A 19389-nucleotide genomic window follows, 5' to 3' on the forward strand; every position below is an offset into this window, starting at 1 on the left:
TGCTCGATGCAAAGGCAACGGCCCTTGCTCATCGATCTTTTGCGGGCTTAGCCCGAAACTTATCATCCCTTGGGGCGGCAACCGAGGCGCGCCGGACCAGTTCCACCGGCAATCGTGTTCGCGTGGCGTCAAAGGGCTCACCCTGGATCAAAGCGAGGAGCTTTTCGGCGCCGAGCCGCCCCAGATCGTCGATCGGTTGCGCGATGCTGGTGAGCGGCGGGCCGAGCAAATCGTTGATCGGCATGCCGTCGAAGCCGACAAGCGAGATATCTTTGGGGATGGCGATGCTGCGCCGGCGCGCTTGTGTCATGACGCCCAGCGCCACCGCATCGCTGCCGGCGAAGATCGCGGTGGGCAGCGGATCGAGGGCGAAGAGCTGGGCAGCGTCGCGGGTCGCGGGCTCCACTTCATATTCGGTGCGCACATGCCATTGGGCGTCGGGCGTGATGCCGGCCTCGGCGAGGGCGCGGCGCCAACCCTCTGCGCGCTCGATGGCGCTCATGACGCCTTTCGGTCCGCCAATATGGGCGATGCGGCGATGCCCATGCTCGATCAGATGGCGGGTGGCGGTAAAGCCTCCGAGCTCGTTCTCGACGAAGAAGCGCGGCGCAACGCCGCCCACCACATCCTCATCGATGATGACCACCCGGCCCGGCATGGATTTGATCCGCTCGGCGAGGCGGCCGTCATCTTCGTGATTGGTGATGAGCAGGAGACCGTCGATATAGCCGCCGCGCAGGCGGTCGAAACAGGCGAGCTCGCGCTCGATGCGGTTGCGCGACGACCAGATCACCACATCATGGCCCGATGCCACGGCGACACGTTCGGCTTCGCCCGCGAGGAGGGCGAAGAAGGCGTTGGAGATGTCGGGCACGACGATGCCGATCGCCTCGGCCTTGCCCTTCGACAGGCGGCGCGCCTGGGCATGGGGCTGATAGTCGAGGGCCGTCACCGCGGCGCGGATGCGCGCTCCCGTCGCCTCCGGCAATTCGAGCCCGCCATTGAGCCAGCGCGATACGGCGGTCGGCGAGACTTTCGCCCGCTTCGCGACGTCGCCGATCGTGGCTTTCCTGGTCATACCCCTCCACTGGTTTGTAAAGCGCTTTAGTAAAGCGTGTTACAAAACCAGCCGGCCGTCAAGTGGCGAGTTAGGAGGGGATGAACGGCAGGCCGGAGATCGCCTGGAAAAAGGTAAGGAATGTCAGCCCGACCCAGATGACGGCGCCAAGCCCGGTGAGGCTCTTTGCCTGTGGCGGCGAAAGATCACGGACCAGGAATCCCAGGACCGGCAGGGCCTGCATGATATGGAGCCCGAAGAAATGCGGAACCCTGAGATCGCCGCCGGTGGTCGACCAGTGGAAGAAAGGAAGACCCGTCGCATCGCTCAGATCCCCGCCGACCCAGTGTGAGCCTTGTCCGCTCATATACCCGCCGAACAGGATGGCCATGCCACCGGCGAGGATGAAGCCCAGGCCCGTGGCGAAAGCGAGCGGTGATGAAGGCGCCCGCCTCAGGATGCGCCAGCCGATGAAGCCGGTCACGACCGAAAGGGCCACGGCGCCCAGGCCCATTGCTGCATAGAGCAGTCGGGTGATCGTCGTCGCCTCGTTGAAATGCGAAGCCTCGCCACGTGACGCCCGAAAGGTGATGTAGATCACTTCGCCGATGGCCGCCGCGAGGAAGAGGATGCTTGCCAGGCGGATCGCAGGCCTATGCCGATCATTCACCGGGAGCAGCGTCAGGCCCCAGGCGAGCGTCGCCATATGCAGGCTGAGCGACAGGAAGAACTTGGCCGGCTTCTCCCACACGCTGACCCCATTGAAGAGGCGGCTGTCGATGAAGGTGCCGGCATAGAGGATGACGAAGAAGGCGAGGAAGACGAGCGCGCTCCGCCAGAGCAGGGGCGAACCGCTCGGCGCCTGGCGCAGCAATTGCGGGATTCGCGTGGAAGCCGTCATCGAGAGAGTCATGGCGTGCTCCTTCATGCGGGTGCCTTGCGCTGCAGAAGCGGTGCGATGAGGCGCAGCGCTTCGAAACAGAGCCAGCCGATGGGACCGAACAGGAACGTCAAAGGCAGGATCGGCACGAGAGCGAGGCGCGGCAGGCCTTCATCGAAGGTCTTGCGCGCGATCGCCGATCCGATCGCGAGGTCGAAAGCGAGATAATGCACCCAGCCGGCGAGCAGCAGCCAGGGATTGGCGAACAGGCTTGCGACATCGGCGAGGCTGCCGAAGCCGCCTTGCGAGCCCGCCCAATGGAGCAGGATGAGCGCCGTGTAGAGGGCGGCCAGAAGTGCGGGAACGACCCGTCCGGCGATGAGGTCGCGCAGCAGCGCATTGTTGAAGACCACGCCTATCGCCAGCACAGCCCAGCCCGCCATGGCGGTGAAATTCGCTGCCGTGAAAATGCCTTCGGGGGTCATGCTCCACTCCGATCTTGACAGTGACAAGACATAAAATGCCGAAATCTTGTCATTGTCAAGATTAATTTTGACAGTGTCTGGATTGCGGTGTAGAGGAGTTTCATGCCGGCCCGCAAGCGACCCAGGACCTACCATCACGGCGATCTGCGTGAGGCATTGGTCGCGGCGGCCATAGCACTCCTGGAGGAGAAGGGGCTCTCAGGCTTCACCTTGCGCCAATGCGCCCGCCGCGCCGGCGTCTCGCATGCGGCCCCCGCCCATCATTTCGCGACCGCCGACGATCTCCTGGCCGAGATCGCCGCCAGGGGCTTCGAGCGCTTCGTCGCGGCGCTTGGCAAGGCGGCCGATCAGGCGGAGGGATCGCCTCTGGCGCGGCTCGAAGCCATGGGCCGCGCCTATGTCGCCTTCGCGCTCGCCAATCCCGCCGTCTATGGCCTGATGTTCCGTCTGGGCGCCGGTTCGCTGGCCTCGCCGCATCTCAAAACCGCTTCGAGGGCAGCCTGGCAGCAGCTCTGCGACAGTGTCGCGGCCGTTCTCGGCGAGAAGCGCCAAAGTGAGGTGAACGCCAAGGCGGCGGCAGTGTGGGCGCTGGTCCATGGGACGGCTACCCTTTTGCTGGACCGCAAACTGCCGCCCGGCATCGCCGAGAGCATGGATCCGGCGGCGGCGATCCTGCCGTCGCTGCCGGGGCTCCTGCGTCCGACGTGATCGTGCAGACGCTTCAGTAATTGAAGGCCGGCGCCCGGCTGTCTTTCGTCGACACCAGCGTCGTGCCGATGGCATTCTTCACCGCCTGCGCCATCAATTCGGTGCTCATCGACGGCATCTCGACCAGCGGATAGTCCTGCATGGCGGCGAGACGCGGATGCGCCGGGACGTGGATGAAGCCGGCGCGCGTTTTCAGGCCTTTCTTGGCAATGAGATGCAGCACCGTATACATCATCTGATTGCACAGATAGGTCGAGGGCGAGTTGGAGATCTTCGCTGGAATGCCGCTCTGGCGCAGTTTTTCGGTAATGAGCTTCACCGGCAGCGTCGCCATATGCGCGGCGGGGCCGTCGGCGAAGACGGGCTCACCGCCATGCTGCGTCCCGACATTATCGGGGATCGGGAAATCCATGACATTGGCGGCGATGCGCTCGACCGCGATGACCGAGAGGCCGGGCGCCAGCCCCAGGCTGAACCACAGATCCGGCTTCACCTCGTCGAGCGTCTTCGACGTGATGTCCGCGAGCTTGTTCGAATCGACCGGCAGCCTGACCAGCGTCAGCTCGCCGTCGACGTCATTGGCGGTCTCGAGCTGCGACAGGACTTCGAGCGTCGGGTTTTCAGCACCGTGCTGCCAGGGTTCAAAGCCGGTGACGACGATCTTGGTGGACATGGTCAGGGATCTCCTTGCTGGCGGTCGGTCTCGTTGAGGAAGCACGCGGCGCGGTGGCCCGCGGCGATATCGAAGAGCGGCGGCACGCTGAGGCCGCAGCGCGCGAAGCGATGCGGGCAGCGCGGCTCGAAGGCGCAGCCGCCGGACGGTCCCGCAGCGGCGACCGTGTCGCCCTCGATCAATCCCAGATTCTCGACCCGCATGCGCCGCGGATCGGCGATCGGGATGGCGCGCAACAGCGCCTCCGTATAGGGATGGCGCGGGCTGCCGCAGACGGCATCGGATGAGCCGATCTCGACAATGCGGCCGAGATACATGACCGCGATCCGGTCGCAGATGCGTTTGACCACGGAGAGGTCGTGCGAGATGAAGATATAGGACAGGCCGAATTTCTGCTGCAGGTCGAGGATCAGGCGCAGGATCTGCGCGCGGATCGAGACATCGAGGGCCGAGACCGCTTCATCGAAGATGACGATATCGGGCTTGAGCACGAGGGCGCGGGCAATGGCGATGCGCTGGCACTGGCCGCCCGAGAACTCATGCGGATAGCGGTCTTCGTCCTCGGCCCTGAGGCCGACGAGCTCGAGCAATTGGCGGGCTTCTTCACGCCTGGAGGCTTGCGTGCCAAGCCCCTGCAGCCGCATGGGCTCGGCGATGTTGACGCCGACCGTCATGCGCGGATTGAGCGATGACAACGCGTCCTGGAACACGATCTGGATGCGCCGCCGCATCAGCCGCTGCTCTTCGCGGGGCGCGCCGAGGAAATCGGCGCCGGCGATCCTGACCGCGCCCTGATCGGCAGCGACGAGCGAAAGGATGAGGCGCGACAGGGTCGATTTCCCGCAGCCGCTCTCGCCGACGAGACCCAAGGTCTCGCCGCGCGCCAGAGCGAGGCTGGCATCGGCCACCGCCTGGACCTTCTGGCCCTTGCCGCGCGCCGGATAGGTTTTGATGAGATGGGCGACCTCGAGCAGCGTCTCAGCCATCTGCGGCCTCCTCGCCGACGAGAAGACAGGCCACGTCATGGCGCGCGGAATAGGGCGCGAGGCGGGGATCCCGGCGCCGGCAGACATCGCGCACCGAGGGACAGCGCGGCGCGAAGCGGCAGCCCGGCGGCGGATCTTTCAGATCGGGCGCCATGCCCTGGATGGGCTCGAGCGCCGCAGCCCGGTCGCTGATGCCCTCGACGCAGGCGAGCAGCGCCTTGGTATAGGGATGGCGCGGCCGGTGGAACAACGTGTCGACATCGGCCTGCTCGACGATCCGGCCCGCATACATGACGATCACCTCATCCGCCATCGCCGCGACGACGCCCAGATCATGGGTGATGAGGAGGAGCGAGGCATGCATGGCCTGCTGCAGGTCGTAGAGCAGGCGCAGGATCTTGGCCTGGACGGTGACGTCGAGCGCGGTCGTCGGCTCATCGGCGATGATGATCTCGGGCGAGCAGCTGATCGCCGCGGCGATGAGGACGCGCTGGCGCATGCCGCCGCTGAAGTGATGCGGATAATCATGGACGCGCCGCCCGGCATCGGCGACCCCGACCCGGGTCAAAAGATCGACGGCGCGCTGCTCGGCCTCACGGCGCGAGAGATCGGTATGGGCGGTGAGCGTCTCGGCGATCTGGTCGCCAATGGACAGGAGCGGATTGAGCGACGTCATCGGGTCCTGGAACACCATGCCGATGCGGCGTCCGCGCACTTCAGTCATCTCGGCATCGCTGAGGCGCATGAGATCGACGCCGCCGAGCTTGACCTCGCCCGCGATCACCTCGCCCGGCGGCTCGAGCAACTGCATCACCGACAGAGCGGTGGCCGACTTGCCGCAGCCCGATTCACCGACCAGCGCCGTGGTGCGCCCGCGCTTCAAGTTGAAGCTCACGCCATCGACGACGGTGGCGCCGGTTCGGGCGTTGCCGAAGCGCGTGGTGAGGTTCTTGACCTCGAGCGTGATGTCGGCTGCGTCCGTCATCGCCGGATCGACCGCGGATCGAGCGCGTCGCGGATGCCGTCGCCGAGGAAGTTAAAAGCAAGCGAGACGGCAAGGATCATGATTCCCGGGAGCACGGTGACATGCGGGGCGCGCCTTAGCACCACGCGTCCCTCCGCCACCATGGCGCCCCAGTCCGCCGTCGGTGGCTGGACGCCGAGGCCGAGGAAGCTCAGGCCCGAGCCCACCACGATCATCAGGCCCATCAAGGTCGTCGCATAGACGATGACCGGGCTGAACACATTGGGCAGCACATAGCGCAGCATGATGTCGGTGGGCGAGCCGCCGGCCGCGCGGGCCGCCTCGATATAGGGCATGGCGGCGACGTCCTGCGTGGCGGTGCGGGCAAGGCGGGCAAAATAGGGGATCAGGATGACGGTGATCGAGATGATCTCGGTCGAGACACCGGGCTGCATGGCGCCGGCGATGGCGATGGCGAGCAGCACCATCGGAAAGGCGAAGACCACATCGAGGCAGCGCATGATCACGTGATCGGCAAGCCCGCGCGTATAGCCGGCGAGGAGACCAAGCGCCAGGCCGATGGCGCTCGCGGTCAATGTCGGCAGGATGCCGACCAGGAGCGAGATGCGCCCGCCATAAAGGAGGCGGGCGACCATGTCGCGGCCCTGCTGGTCGGTGCCGAGCAGATAGCCTTCGGTCCCGATCGGGACATAGCGCGACAGGTTGTCGGCATCATAGGGACCATGCGCGCTGAGGAAGGGTGCGAGCACGCTCGCCAGGAGCACGATGAGCAGGAATGCCGCGGCCGTGACCGCGGTCCAGTTGCGCAAGAAGGCCTTGATGCGCCAGAAGCGCCGCGGCGACCTCAAGCGTCGGGAAAGGGGTTCGGTCTGCTCGAGCGCGGGGCTGGTCATGATCAGGCCTCGCGCAACCGGGGATCGAGCACGGCATTGATGACATCGACGACGATATTGGCGATGACGAAGGTGAAGGCGATGAGCAGCGTCGTCGCCTGCAGCACCGGAATGTCGCGCGCCGTGATCGAATCATAGAGCAGCGAGCCGAGGCCCGGCCAGGCGAAGACCACTTCGGTGAGAAGCGTGCCGCCCATCAGATAGCCGAGCTGCAGGCCGGTGATGGTGGTGATCGATGGCAGGGCGTTCAGAATGACATGGCGGCGCAGCAGGGATGCGCGCTTGATGCCTTTCGCCCGGGCGACGCGCACATGCGGCCGGCGCAGCGTGTCGATGAGGCTCGCCCGCACGATGCGGGTGATGATTGCCGCAGGCCCGAGCGCTGCGGTGATGGCGGGCAGGATGAGATGCTTCAGGAGGTCGAGGGGCCCGCCATCGCCCGCCATGTCCTCCATGCCGGAGACCGGCAGCCATTTGAGCTTGATGGCGAAGAGCAGCACCAGCATCAGCCCGAGCCAGAATTCGGGCGCGCTGCCGGCGAGCAGGCTCAGCGACATGGTCGAGCGGTCGAAGGCCGAATGCGCCCTGAGCGCGGCGAAGAGGCCGATCGAATAGCCGATGATCATGGCGAGGAGGAGGGCCGAGGAGGTGAGGATCAGCGTGTTGACGAAACGCGGCAGGACGAGGTCGGTGACCGGGATCTGGGTCGCGATCGAGGTGCCGAAATCGCCCGAGAGCGTGCGCTTGAGCCACGCGCCATATTGGATCGGCAAGGGGCGGTCGAGGCCGAGCGCCTGGCGCAGTTCCTGCTTGGCCTCCTCCGTTGCCTGGGGTCCGAGAAGGGCGGTGGCTGAATCGCCGGGCGTCAACTGGACCAGGAGGAAGATGACAACCGACACGCCGAAGATCACCGGAACGATGCTCAAGAGCCGTCTGGCGATGAACGATCCCATATGCGCCCTTTAAGTCCGGCCGCCCGGAGGCGGCCGGTTCCACTCTATTCCACCGTGACGACGGAGAGATCGTACCAGTCTTCCGGCGGATTGACGAAGCCTTTGACCTTGGCCGACGTGATGATCGGCTGCAGGTCGTCGACGAGCGGCACAAAAGCGGCATCGTCCATGATGATGCGGTTGGCCTTCTGGTAGATTTCCTTGGCCTTCACCGGATCGCGCTCGAGGATCGCCTGGTCGAGCAGCTTGTCGACTTCCGGATTGCAATAATAGCCGGAATTGATGCCGCCGGGAGGGGCCGAGTCGCAGCGCGACACGATGTCGATCCAGGACGGCGTCGACATGCCCCAGCCGATCTCGTTCATGGCGACGTCTTCCGGCATGCCGCCGGCCCATTTGCCGAGATAGGTCACCCATTCATATTTGCGCAATTCGACGTCGATGCCGACCTTCTTGAGATCGCGCTGGATCCAGGTCTCGACGATCTCGCCCGTGCCATATTGCGGGATCTCGAAGACGAGCTTGAGGTCCTTCACGCCGGCCTCGGCGAGGAGCTTCTTCGCCCCTTCCGGGTCATAGGTGAAGCTCTTGAAATTGGGATCATAGGCATCGGTGCCGGGCGACAGCATGCCATATTCGGCGCGTCCGGTGCCGCGATAGATCTCGTTGGCGAGGCCTTCGCGGTCGATAGCCATGTTGATGGCCTTGCGCACCCTGATGTCCTTCAGCGCCGGATTCTTGAAGTTGAGATGGATGAAGTTGATATAGGGCACGTTCTTGTTGGTCGTGACCACGAAGCCTTCATCCTTGAGGCGCTCGATCTCGTCCCAGGGGGGCGTGGTGATCATGTGGATCTCGCCGTTCTCCAGCGCATTGATGCGGGTCGCCGGATCCTGCAGCGGACGGAAGATCACTTTGTCGAGCTTGGCCTTGTTGCCCCAGTAGTCGTCATTGCGCTCGATGACGGTCTTGACGCCCTGGTCGCGCTCGACGAATTTGAACGGCCCGGTGCCGATCGGATGGGCGACGATGCCCTCATTGCCGTATTTCTTCACCGCGGCCGGGCTCACCATCAGAGGCTGGCCGTAGCTCTGCAGGCCCTGGCGCAGCCATTGATAGTTCGGCGCCTTGAGCGTGACGCGCACCGTCATCGGGTCGACGACCTCGACGCTCTTGATCCACTTGGTGTAGGCGATGACGAAGGCCTTCGCCTTCTTGTAGAAATTGGGCGAGCTCTCGTCCCAGAAGCGTTCGAAATTGAATTTTACCGCCGCGGCGTCGAAGGGCGTGCCGTCATGGAATTTGACGCCCTCGCGCAAGGTGAAGGTGTATTGCAGGCCGTCCGGCGAGATGGTCCAGGATGTGGCGAGGCCGGGAATGAGCTCGGGCGTCGGCACATCAGCCTTGGTGAGGTCTTCCTTCACCAGGCCTTCGAAGATCTGATAGGTGACCTGATAGGTGCTCCAGCCGCCGGTCGCATGCGGATCGAGCGTATCGGTCTCGGCCGGCATGCCCCAGATCAATGTCCCGCCTTGCGCGAGCGCAGCTGCAGGAGCGAGCGCGATGGCGCTGGCGGAAAGCGCCAGCGCAAAAGTGAAACGGCGAAATGTCTGGTGAAAAGACATGGGCGATCCTCTCCTGTTGTCGCTGTTATGGACTCATGCCGAGAGGGATCTGCGGGATTGCACGCCAACCCTGTCCTGTCACCGATCCATCCCCGTAAGCTTTTTTAAAATTTATCGACGAAACGTTGGCAAATCGCCAGAAGAGTGTCAAGGCCGATTGTTGGGCAGTTGCTGCGGCTGCCGATGAAAAGCGCGTCAGAGGATGGATCAGAGCGAGGCGGCGGCGCGCGCGGCCTGGTCGTAATGTCCCGACAGGGCGCGCATCTGGGCCGCGATCCGGGACAGGCTCTGCTGGTCGAGGCCGATCGTGCCGACGGAACGGACGAGGAGGGCCTCGCGGATCTCATGGTAGCGCTGGCAGGCGCGCGCCCCTGTCGCGGTCGTCGAGATGAACTTCTCCTTGCCCTGCTTGTGGCTGGCCACCAGCTTGAGGCGCGTGAGCTTCTTGATCGCGTAGCTCACGACATGCGTGTCTTCGATGTTGAGCACAAGGCAGATATCGGCCATCCGCTTCGCCTTGTTGCGGTGATAGACCGAATGCAGGACGAGGACGTCGACGGGCGACATGTCGGGCACGCCGGCGGCCGCCATGCAGCGCACCATCCAGCGGTCGAAGGCGTGCGACACGATGATCGCCCCGAACTCGAACTCGGAAAGGGCCGGCATGGCGCCGGCGGCGAGATGGGCCGAAGAGACGATCGGGACGTTGAATTCGTGAGCTGGGTCGACCATGGCTGATCCTTCTGGGCAATATTCCCTCTCTACGAGCAATTTTATCGGCCGTCCATATTGACATTTTATCGATATATCGTGCCTATTATGTCCGAAAGCCCGGAGAAATGCCTTGTCCAAATGGGAATTCTGGATCGACCGCGGGGGAACCTTCACCGATGTGGTGGCACGCAGCCCCGAAGGGCGGGTGCTGGTCAAGAAGCTTTTGTCCGAGAATCCCGAGGCCTATCCCGATGCGGCCCTCCAGGGGATAAGGGAATTCCTGGGCGTCGCCGCGGGTGCGCCCATTCCTGCCCAGGAGATCGCGACCGTGAAAATGGGCACGACGGTCGCCACCAATGCGCTGCTCGAGCGCAAGGGCGACCGGACCGTTCTTCTGATCACCAAAGGGTTCCGCGACGCGCTCAGGATCGGCTACCAGGCGCGCCCGGATATTTTCGCGCAAGCCATCGTCAAGCCGGAACAGCTCTATGAAGCCGTCCACGAAGTCGATGAGCGCGTGCGCGCCGATGGCACGGTGGAGAGGGCGCTCGATGTCGAAGGCGCCCGCCGCGCCCTCAGCAAGGCTCATGCCGACGGCATTCGCGCCTGCGCCATCGTGTTCATGCATGGCTATCAGTATCCGGCCCATGAGAAGCAAGTGGCGGAGATCGCCAAGGAGCTGGGCTTCACCCAGATTTCCGCCTCGCACGCGGTCAATCCGCTGGTCAAGCTCGTCGGGCGCGGCGACACTACCGTCGTCGATGCCTATCTCTCGCCGATTCTCATGCGCTATGTCGACCGCGTCGCCCAGGAGCTCGGCGGCGAGGCGAGCGGCTGCCGGCTGATGTTCATGACGTCTTCGGGAGGGCTTACCGCGGCCGAGCTGTTCCAGGGCCGCGATGCGATTCTTTCCGGCCCGGCGGGCGGCGTCGTCGGCTGCATCGAGACGGCGCGGCGCGCCGGCATCGACAAGGTGATCGGCTTCGACATGGGCGGCACCTCGACCGACGTGTCGCATTTCGCCGGCGACTATGAGCGCACCTTCGAGACCGAGGTCGCCGGCATCCGCGTCAGGGCGCCGATGATGCTGATCCATACGGTAGCCGCCGGCGGCGGCTCGATCCTGCATTTCGACGGCTCGCGCTTCACGGTGGGTCCGGACTCGGCCGGCGCCAATCCGGGCCCCGCCGCCTATCGCCGCGGCGGCCCGCTCACCGTGACCGATGCCAATGTCATGCTGGGCAAGCTCCAGCCGGAGCTCTTCCCGGCGATCTTCGGGCCGACGCATGACCAGCCGCTCGACCGGGAGGGCGTGCGCGCCAAATTCGCCGCCCTCGCCAGCGACATTGGCAAGGAGATGAGCCCTGAGCAGGTCGCCGACGGCTTCATCCGCATCGCCGTCGAGAACATGGCGGCGGCGGTGAAGAAGATCTCGGTGCAGCGCGGCTATGACGTGACGCGCTACGCGCTGCAATGTTTCGGCGGGGCCGGGGGGCAGCATGCCTGTCTCGTCGCCGATGCGCTCGGCATCGAGACCGTCCTCATCCATCCGCATTCGGGCGTCCTCTCCGCCTATGGCATGGGCCTCGCCGACATTCGCGCCGTGCGGCAGCGCACCTTGCATGCCCCCTTTGCAGCGGAAGGACTGTGCGCGGCGGAGAAGATGCTGGGCGAACTCGCCGAGGCGGCTCTGGCGGAGGTCCTGGCGCAGGGCGTCGCGCTGGCCGATATCGCGGTCAACCGCCAGGCGCATCTGCGCTATGCCGGCACCGACACCGCGCTCGCTGTCCCCTTCGGCACCATCGCTGCGATGACGGCTGATTTCGAGACGGCGCACAAGATCCGCTTCGGTTTCATCGACGAGACCAATGCCATCGCTTTCGATGCGCTCTTCGTCGAGGCGATCGGCGGTGGCCATGCGCTTGCGGAGGGTGAGACCGATGCGCCAGAGGCGGAAGCCGCGCCCCGGCAACGCACGCGCTTCTATTCGCAAGGCGTCCTGCAGGAGGCGGGCGTCCATTTCCGCGCCGACCTGCGGCCGGGACATGTCATTGCCGCACCCGCTCTGCTGATCGAGCCGCATCAGACCATCATCCTGGAAGAAGGCTGGGGCGCGCGGATCACGGCCAAGAACCATGTGCTGCTCGAGCGCATGACGCCCTTGCGCCGGGCCTCGCCGACCGGAACGACGGCCGATCCGGTCCTGCTCGAGGTCTTCAACAATCTCTTCATGTCGATTGCCGAGCAGATGGGCCTGACGCTGCAGAACACCGCCTATTCGGTCAACATCAAGGAGCGGCTCGATTTCTCCTGCGCCGTCTTCGATGCCGAGGGCGCGCTCGTCGCCAATGCGCCGCATATGCCGGTGCATCTGGGCTCGATGGACATGTCGGTGAAGAGCGTGATCCAGAGCTTTGGCGGCGCCATGGCGCCGGGCGACGTTTTCGCGCTCAATGCCCCCTATAATGGCGGCACGCATCTGCCCGACATCACGGTGGTGACGCCGGTCTTCGCCGAGACCGGCGCCTTGCAGTTTTTCGTCGCCTCGCGCGGCCATCATGCCGATGTCGGCGGCACGGCGCCGGGATCGATGTCGCCGCAAGCCCGCACCATCCAGGAGGAGGGCGTCTATATCGACAATTTCAAGCTGGTCGACCGCGGGCGGTTCCGCCAGGCCGAGCTTGAACGGCTTCTGACCAGCGGACTCTATCCGGTCCGCAATGCCGTGCAGAATGTCAACGACCTCAAGGCGCAGATCGCCGCCAATGAGCGCGGCGTCGCCGAGCTGCGCAAGATGGTCGATCATTTCGGCCTCGCCGTCGTCAATGCCTATATGGCGCATGTCCAGGACAACGCGGCCGAGAGCGTCGCCCGCGCCATCGTCGATCTCGCCGACGGCGCCTTCACCTATGAGCTCGACCAGGGCAGCGTCATTCGCGTCCGCCTGTCGATCGACCGCGCCAGGCGCGAGGCGACCGTCGATTTCACCGGCACATCTCCCCAGCGCGACGACAATTTCAATGCGCCGACGCCGGTCGCCCGCGCCGCCGTGCTCTATGTCTTCCGCGTCCTGGTCAACGCCGCCATTCCGATGAATGCCGGATGCCTGAGGCCGGTCAGGATCATCATCCCGGAAGGCACGATATTGTCGCCGAGCTTCCCGGCGGCCGTCGTCGCCGGCAATGTCGAGGTGAGCCAGGCGGTCACCAACTGCCTATTCGGCGCGCTCGGCATCATGGCGGCCTCGCAAGGCACGATGAACAATCTCACTTTCGGCAATGACGAGCATCAATATTACGAGACGATCTGTTCCGGCGCGCCGGCAGGGCCGGGCTTCGACGGCGCCGATGCCGTCCACACCCATATGACCAATTCACGCCTCACCGACCCCGAGATCCTGGAACTGCGCTATCCGGTGCTGCTCGAGGATTTCCATATCAGGCGGAATTCGGGCGGCAAGGGACGCTGGCGGGCGGGCGACGGCACCGAGCGCACCATCCGGTTCCTCGAAGCCATGGACTGCGCAATCCTCTCGGGCCATCGGCGCGTGCGACCGTTCGGCGTGAAGGGGGGCGATCCGGGTGAGCTCGGCGTGAACCTGGTCCGCCGGCAGGACGGCACCTGCGAGCAGCAGCCGGGCTGCTGCCAGGTGCGGCTTGAAGCGGGCGATGCGATCATGATCCGCACGCCGACCGGCGGCGGCTACGGCGCTTCAGCGGAACGCTGAACCGATCAAAACTCTTGCGACAAATTCGCGATCGATACGCGCGTGCACCAATGCGCCGGCGGCCCGCGCGCGCTTTCGCCTTTTCTTGACTCGCCCCACCGCGCGGTTATTGTGCCCTTTCTAGATTAATGAACTGAAGTCCGACATTTCGGAACTGCCCCCGCCGATCGCTCGCGATTGGCCAATAGATGATAATTTCTCAGGAGGGACGACCATGAAGACATCCAAGGGACTATTAGGTGCGGCGCTATCCGCTCTGGCGCTGGTGTGGTTTGCAGAAGCCGGCCATGCCGCGGCCGGCGATGAATGCGTCAAGGTGCTGGGCTATGAATGGAGCGGCGAAAAGCAGTCCATGGACCCGGCCGACATGCATTCGGGCGATGATGCCTATCACACTTTCGCCGTCTACAACCGCCTCGTCGATATCGACGACAATTTCAACGTGCTGCCTGAACTCGCCACCGAGTGGAAGGTGTCGGATGACGGCCTCACCTGGACCTTCAAGCTCCGGGAAGGCGTCAAATTCCACAGCGGCAAGGACTTCACTTCCGCCGACGTCGTCTATTCCTTCCAGCGCCTGCTCGACGAGAAGACGGGCTCGGGCGCCAAGGCCGTTCTCGAATTCCTCGATCCCAAGGGCATCAAGGCGGTCGACAAATACACGGTGAGCTTCACGACGCCGAAGCCCGTCGTCGAGCTTCCGGTTCTCATCACCAACAAATTCACCAATATCGTGCCCGACGGCGCCAAGAAGGAGGATCTGCGGCTGAAGGAAGACGGCACCGGCCCCTTCATGCAGGAGCAGTTCGTCCCCAATAATCCGGTACGCATCCTGCGCAAGAATCCGAATTACTGGAACAAGGGCCAGCCCAAGTCCGAATGCATCCGCATCACCGTCGCCCAGGAGCCGGTGGCGGCGGTCTCGGCGATCAAGGCGGGCCAGGTCGACCTCATGCTGAATGTCGATCCCTCCGTGATCCCCTCGCTCAAGGATGATCCTTCGGTCCAGCTCCTCGAGACCTCGGCATCGAACTCGATGACCGTCTCCATGTGGGTCGACACCAAGCCCTTCGATGATGTGCGCGTGCGCGAAGCGCTCAAGGCCGTGGTCGACCGGCAGGCGATGGTCAACACCGTGCTTCTGGGCTTCGGCCAGGTCGGCGCCGACAATCCGGTGCCGGTGGGGGCGCCCGCCTCCTACACCAAGGAGGCGCCCAAGCAGGATTACGAGCTCGCCAAGAAGCTGCTGGCGGAAGCGGGCTACAAGGACGGGCTAAAATTCGACCTCTACACGGCCGAAGGCGTGCCCGGCATGGTGCGCATGGCGCAGGTCTATGCCGAGATGGCGAAGCCCGCCGGCATCGACATCAATGTCGTCGTCACGCCCCCCGACAGCTTCTGGGACGATGTGTGGCTGAAGAAGCCGATCGTGACCTCGGCCTGGTCGATGCGCCCGCCCGGCGAAGGCCTGGCGGTGGCCTATACGCAGAACGCCAAATGGAAGGAGACCCATTGGGAACGGCCCGATTATGACGCGCTGCTGCTCAAGGCCAACACCACCGTCGACACGGCCGAGCGCACCAAGCTCTTCCAGCAAGTGGGCGAGCTCCTGGCCAAAGAGGGCGGGCTCATCCTGCCGATGTTCGTCCATCAGGTCCTCGCCCTGCGCAAGGGCTGCGAGGGCTACACGCCGCGCGCGCAGAACTTCAATCTCAATTTCGAGGATCTGAGCTGCAAGTAGAAGACGAGGCGTATGCCGGATGCGCCTCCTGGCGCATCCGGATCTGAAAGGGGGAGCGATAGGGCATGGTCACGCTGATCCTGAGGCGCATCGCGCTTTCGGTCGTGACGCTGCTCATCGTCTCGCTCGTCGTCTTTTCGATCCTCGAGATCCTGCCCGGAGACGTCGCGAGCCGCATCCTCGGCCGCGACGCGACGCCTGAGGCGCTGACCGCCTTGCGCACCGAGCTCGGCCTCGACCGGCCGGCGGCGCTTCGCTATCTCTCCTGGCTCGGCGGCCTCCTGACCGGCGATCTCGGCAAATCGCTGGTGAGCAGCCGCTCGGTCACCGAGATACTGGCGCCGCGCATCTTCAACACGGTACTGCTGTCGCTCTACGCCTTCCTGCTCTATGTGCCCTTGACGGTCATTCCCGCCACCATCCAGGCCTTGCGGCGCGACCGTCCGGTCGATCACGCTTTATCGATCGTAACCCTCATCCTCCTGTCGATGCCGGATTTCCTGCTCGCCACCATCCTCCTTCTGATCTTTGTCGTCGCTCTGCCGCTGCTGCCGGCGATCTCGCTGGTCGATGACTCATCGAGCGCCTTCGAATACATCACCGCCATGACGCTGCCCGCGGTGACGCTCGCCATCGTCATGGCGGTCTATGCGGTGCGCATGCTGCGCGACAACCTCATCGAGGTGCTCGATTCCGATTATATCCGGACCGCCGAGCTCAAAGGCCTTTCCGCCCGCCGCGTGCTCTTGCGCCATGCCTTGCCCAACGCACTGGTGCCGACCCTCAATGTCACCGCCCTCAATCTCGCTTATCTCATCGGAGGCGTCGTGGTAGTGGAGAAGGTCTTCAGCTATCCGGGCTTCGGCAGCCTGCTCGTCGATTCATTGCAATTGCGCGACCTGCCGGTCATCGAGGCGACGGTGATGATCTCGGCGCTGGTCTATGTGGCGGCCAATCTCATCGCCGACATCGCGGCGATCCTGCTCAATCCCCGTTTGCGGACTGGCTGACCATGACGGCGCACGAAATCCCCGCTTCCGCATCTCGGCGCCAGAACCGCTGGCTCTCTCTGTGGCGCCAGACGCCGATGAGCTTCCGCATCGGCGCGGTCATCCTCATCCTCCATCTTCTCGTTGCCGTCACCGGACCCTTCTGGGCGCCCTATGGCTATTCCCAGATGGGCGCCGGCATTCCCTTGTCCGGCGCCACCTGGCTCCATCCTTTCGGCATCGACCAGCTCGGCCGCGATGTCTTCAGCCGCGTCGTCCATGGCAGCCATATCGTCATTCTGCTGTCCTTGTCGGGAACGCTGCTCGGCCTTTTCATCGGCGCCGTCGTCGGCCTGTTCTCGGGCTATGTCGGGGGCTGGATTGATGAGGTCATCCAGCGCTTCCTCGAGGCCTTGATCAGCATTCCCTTCCTCGTCCTGGCGCTGATCGCCATCACCGCGGCGGGCAGCGAAGCCTCCGGCAATCCGCTCCTGGTCGTGCTGGTGGTGGCGCTCGTCTATGCCCCCCGCATCGCCCGCATGGCGCGCGCCGCGGCCATCGACATCGCGACTCGCGATTTCGTCACCGTCGCGCGGCTGCGCGGCGAGAGCGCCTGGTCGGTGATGCGCCGCGAGCTTTTGCCCAACGCCTCGAGCGTCCTCCTGGTCGAATTCGCGCTGAGGGCCGGTTATGCGCCGGTCCTGATCGGTTCCTTAGGCTTCCTCGGCTTCGGCCTCAGGCCGCCGACGCCCGAATGGGGCCTCATGATCAGCGAGAACCGGGCGCTGCTCATCGTCTCGCCGGCGACCGTGCTGGGACCCGGCCTGTCGCTCGCCTCGCTCGTCGTCGGCCTCAATCTCTTCACCGAGGGACTTGCCCGCATCCTCGGCCGCACCGTGAAGCTCGGGAACCAATGACGAAATATCCCCTCGAGGTCGCGCGTCTCTCGGTCGCCTACCGTCAGGGCAATGGCTGGCTGCGCGTCGTCGATGACGTGAGTTTCGCCGTGGCCAAGGGGGAGGTCTTCGGCCTCGTCGGGGAATCGGGCTGCGGCAAGTCCACCGTCGCCTTGCAGCTCCTCGGCTATCGCCATCCGGCGACCCGGATCGAGAAGGGCGAGGTCAGGCTCAATGGCGTGAACATCCTCTCCTTGCCGCGGCCCGAGCTCGATCGCCTGCGCGGCGTCGATGTGAGCTTCGTGCCGCAGAATCCGACGACGGCGCTCAATCCCGGCATTCTCATCGGCGAGCAGATCGCGGAAGTCCTCGCCGCCCACGGCAAGTTCCAGGGGAGCCATGCCGCGGGCAAACGCGTGCTCAAGCTCCTCGATCTCGTCGGCCTGCCGGCGACGGACGCCTTCGCGAGGCGTTATCCGCATCAGCTGTCCGGCGGCCAGCAGCAGCGCGTCTGCATCGCCATGGCGCTCGCTTGCGACCCGGGCTTCGTCGTGCTCGACGAGCCGACGACCGGCCTCGATGTGACGACACAGGAGCAGATCGTCTCGCTGCTGGTCGACCTGCGGGCCAGGCTCGGCATGTCCATGCTCTATGTGACACATGATCTGGGGCTTCTGGCGCAGATCGCCGATCGCATCGGCGTCATGTATGCCGGCCGCCTGGTCGAGATCGCGCCGAGCGATGTGTTGTTCGCCGATCCACGGCATCCTTACACGCAAGGCCTTATCGGCTCCATTCCGCGCATCGAGGATCGCTCCGGAACGCCGGCGGCGCCCATGCGCGGCTTGCTCGAGCGCCAGGCGCTGCCGCCCGGCTGTCCCTTCGCGCCGCGCTGCGACCATGCGCTCGAGCCCTGCTTCGCGACGCGGCAGAATCTCGCAGATGAAAGCGACGGCCGCTCGGTGGCCTGCTGGCGCTGGCGCGAGATCCCACCGCGGCACGCGGAGAACGTCGCGGCGCTGCCGCCGCGCGAGGCCAGGGCCGATGCGCTTCTCGCCATCCGCAATCTCAACATCGTCTATGGCAAGGGCGCGAAACAGTTCCAGGCCCTGCATGACATATCGCTGAGCGTCGCCGAGGGCGAGACCTTCGCCTTGGTGGGCGAGTCGGGCAGCGGCAAATCCACACTGGCGCGGGCGATCGCCGGCCTCGTCTCGCCGGCCAAGGGCGAGATCAGCCTCTCGGGCGTTGCGCTGCCGCCTCAGGTCAAGGACCGTAGCGACGATCAGCGCCGGCGCATCCAGTATATTTTCCAGAATCCCGACGCCTCGCTCAATCCCCGCGCCAGGATCGGCAGCATCGTGGCGCGGGTGATCGAGTTCTTCTTCCGCGCCGAGCGGAGCGCGCAAGCCGCGCGCGTCGCCGAGGCGCTCGGCGACGTCAGGCTCGACCAGAAATATGCCGGCCGCTTTGCCGATCAATTGTCGGGCGGCGAGCGCCAGCGCGTCGCGATCGCGCGCGCCTTGGTCGCCGAGCCGTCCTTGCTGCTCTGCGACGAGATCCTCTCGGCCCTCGACGTCTCGGTCCAGGCCAATATCCTGGCGCTGTTGCAAAGGCTCAAGGCCGAGCATGGCATCACCATGCTGTTCATCTCGCATGACCTTGCGGTCGTGCGCATGCTGGCCGATCGCGTCTGCGTGCTCTTCCGCGGCGAGATCATGGAGATCGGCCCTCGCGACCAGGTCTTCGAGGCGCCGTTCCATCCTTATACCCACAGCCTCCTGATGGCGGTGCCGAGCCCGCGCAAAAGGCGCAAACCCGCTGCTCTGCGCCGGTCGCTGGCCACGGTCGCGCAAGCGGGCACGGCTTGCGTCTATGCCGGGCGCTGCGCCTGGAAGAAGGGAGCGATCTGCGAGACGGAAGCGCCGCCCTGGCGCGAGACGGCAGCCGGCCTTCGCCTGCGCTGCCATCTGACGCTCGATGAGCTGGCGAGCCGGGCAGAGTGGCCGCAATCGGATCGCAACACCGTCTCGCGAAAGGCGGCCTCATAAGGATTGCCAGGCGGCCGCGGGCTTCC

Annotated in this window: 16 protein-coding genes; 6 read left to right on the forward strand and 10 right to left on the reverse strand. The window is 64.9% G+C overall.

Annotation, left to right across the window (positions count from 1 at the left end):
* Positions 1-28: 28 nt before the first annotated feature.
* The 3 genes from DS839_RS26065 to DS839_RS26075 form a co-directional block, all read right to left on the reverse strand.
* Positions 29-1078 (reverse strand): LacI family DNA-binding transcriptional regulator, encoded by a 1050-nt coding sequence (locus DS839_RS26065; RefSeq protein WP_119273413.1) that lies wholly within the window; start codon positions 1076-1078, stop codon positions 29-31.
* 70 nt (positions 1079-1148) lie between these two features.
* The gene (locus DS839_RS26070) at positions 1149-1970 is read right to left on the reverse strand and encodes a hypothetical protein (RefSeq protein ID WP_119273414.1); all 822 of its coding nucleotides are present in this window, start codon (positions 1968-1970) and stop codon (positions 1149-1151) included.
* Between the two features lie 11 nt (positions 1971-1981).
* A complete protein-coding gene (locus DS839_RS26075; RefSeq protein ID WP_162918799.1) occupies positions 1982-2422 on the reverse strand; it encodes an abscisic acid-deficient protein Aba4 family protein in 441 nt (146 codons plus the stop codon).
* A gap of 102 nt (positions 2423-2524) precedes the next feature.
* Here DS839_RS26075 and DS839_RS36685 point away from each other — a divergent pair, with 102 nt between their 5' ends.
* Positions 2525-3130 carry a TetR/AcrR family transcriptional regulator gene (locus tag DS839_RS36685; RefSeq protein WP_162918800.1) on the forward strand — a complete coding sequence of 202 codons (606 nt, stop codon included), beginning with the start codon at positions 2525-2527 and terminating at the stop codon, positions 3128-3130.
* A gap of 13 nt (positions 3131-3143) precedes the next feature.
* Here DS839_RS36685 and DS839_RS26090 read toward each other — a convergent pair whose 3' ends face one another.
* From DS839_RS26090 to DS839_RS26120, 7 genes are all read right to left on the reverse strand, one after another.
* A complete protein-coding gene (locus DS839_RS26090; RefSeq protein WP_119273416.1) occupies positions 3144-3803 on the reverse strand; it encodes a pyroglutamyl-peptidase I in 660 nt (219 codons plus the stop codon).
* 2 nt (positions 3804-3805) lie between these two features.
* Positions 3806-4789 (reverse strand): ABC transporter ATP-binding protein, encoded by a 984-nt coding sequence (locus DS839_RS26095; protein WP_119273417.1) that lies wholly within the window; start codon positions 4787-4789, stop codon positions 3806-3808.
* Positions 4782-5774 carry an ABC transporter ATP-binding protein gene (locus DS839_RS26100; protein WP_119273418.1) on the reverse strand — a complete coding sequence of 331 codons (993 nt, stop codon included), beginning with the start codon at positions 5772-5774 and terminating at the stop codon, positions 4782-4784. Before DS839_RS26100 ends, DS839_RS26095 begins: the two co-directional genes overlap by 8 nt.
* On the reverse strand, positions 5771-6667 hold the full coding sequence (locus tag DS839_RS26105) for an ABC transporter permease (RefSeq protein ID WP_119273419.1): 897 nt from the start codon (positions 6665-6667) through the stop codon (positions 5771-5773). The genes DS839_RS26100 and DS839_RS26105 overlap by 4 nt, the downstream gene beginning before the upstream one ends.
* Before the next feature lie 2 nt (positions 6668-6669).
* Positions 6670-7620 carry an ABC transporter permease gene (locus DS839_RS26110; protein WP_119273420.1) on the reverse strand — a complete coding sequence of 317 codons (951 nt, stop codon included), beginning with the start codon at positions 7618-7620 and terminating at the stop codon, positions 6670-6672.
* A 44-nt stretch (positions 7621-7664) separates the two neighbouring features.
* Positions 7665-9245, reverse strand: coding sequence for an ABC transporter substrate-binding protein (locus DS839_RS26115; protein ID WP_119273421.1), 1581 nt, complete (start codon positions 9243-9245; stop codon positions 7665-7667).
* 207 nt (positions 9246-9452) lie between these two features.
* Positions 9453-9977, reverse strand: coding sequence for a winged helix DNA-binding protein (locus DS839_RS26120; RefSeq protein ID WP_119273422.1), 525 nt, complete (start codon positions 9975-9977; stop codon positions 9453-9455).
* Positions 9978-10089: 112 nt separating this feature from the next.
* Between DS839_RS26120 and DS839_RS26125 the strand changes: the two genes are divergently transcribed.
* The 5 genes from DS839_RS26125 to DS839_RS26145 all read left to right on the forward strand — a co-directional run bounded on the left by DS839_RS26125 (position 10090) and on the right by DS839_RS26145 (position 19363).
* Positions 10090-13686 carry a hydantoinase B/oxoprolinase family protein gene (locus DS839_RS26125; RefSeq protein ID WP_119273423.1) on the forward strand — a complete coding sequence of 1199 codons (3597 nt, stop codon included), beginning with the start codon at positions 10090-10092 and terminating at the stop codon, positions 13684-13686.
* A 214-nt stretch (positions 13687-13900) separates the two neighbouring features.
* Entirely contained in the window at positions 13901-15427 is a 1527-nt protein-coding gene (locus tag DS839_RS26130) for an ABC transporter substrate-binding protein (RefSeq protein ID WP_119273424.1), read from the forward strand.
* A 65-nt stretch (positions 15428-15492) separates the two neighbouring features.
* Positions 15493-16437, forward strand: a complete 945-nt coding sequence (locus DS839_RS26135; protein ID WP_119273425.1) for an ABC transporter permease — start codon at positions 15493-15495, stop codon at positions 16435-16437.
* A 2-nt stretch (positions 16438-16439) separates the two neighbouring features.
* Positions 16440-17333 carry an ABC transporter permease gene (locus DS839_RS26140; RefSeq protein ID WP_119273426.1) on the forward strand — a complete coding sequence of 298 codons (894 nt, stop codon included), beginning with the start codon at positions 16440-16442 and terminating at the stop codon, positions 17331-17333.
* The gene (locus DS839_RS26145) at positions 17330-19363 is read left to right on the forward strand and encodes a dipeptide ABC transporter ATP-binding protein (protein ID WP_119273427.1); all 2034 of its coding nucleotides are present in this window, start codon (positions 17330-17332) and stop codon (positions 19361-19363) included. The genes DS839_RS26140 and DS839_RS26145 overlap by 4 nt, the downstream gene beginning before the upstream one ends.
* The last annotated feature ends 26 nt before the right edge of the window (positions 19364-19389 follow it).

The organism is Taklimakanibacter deserti (assembly GCA_003574785.1).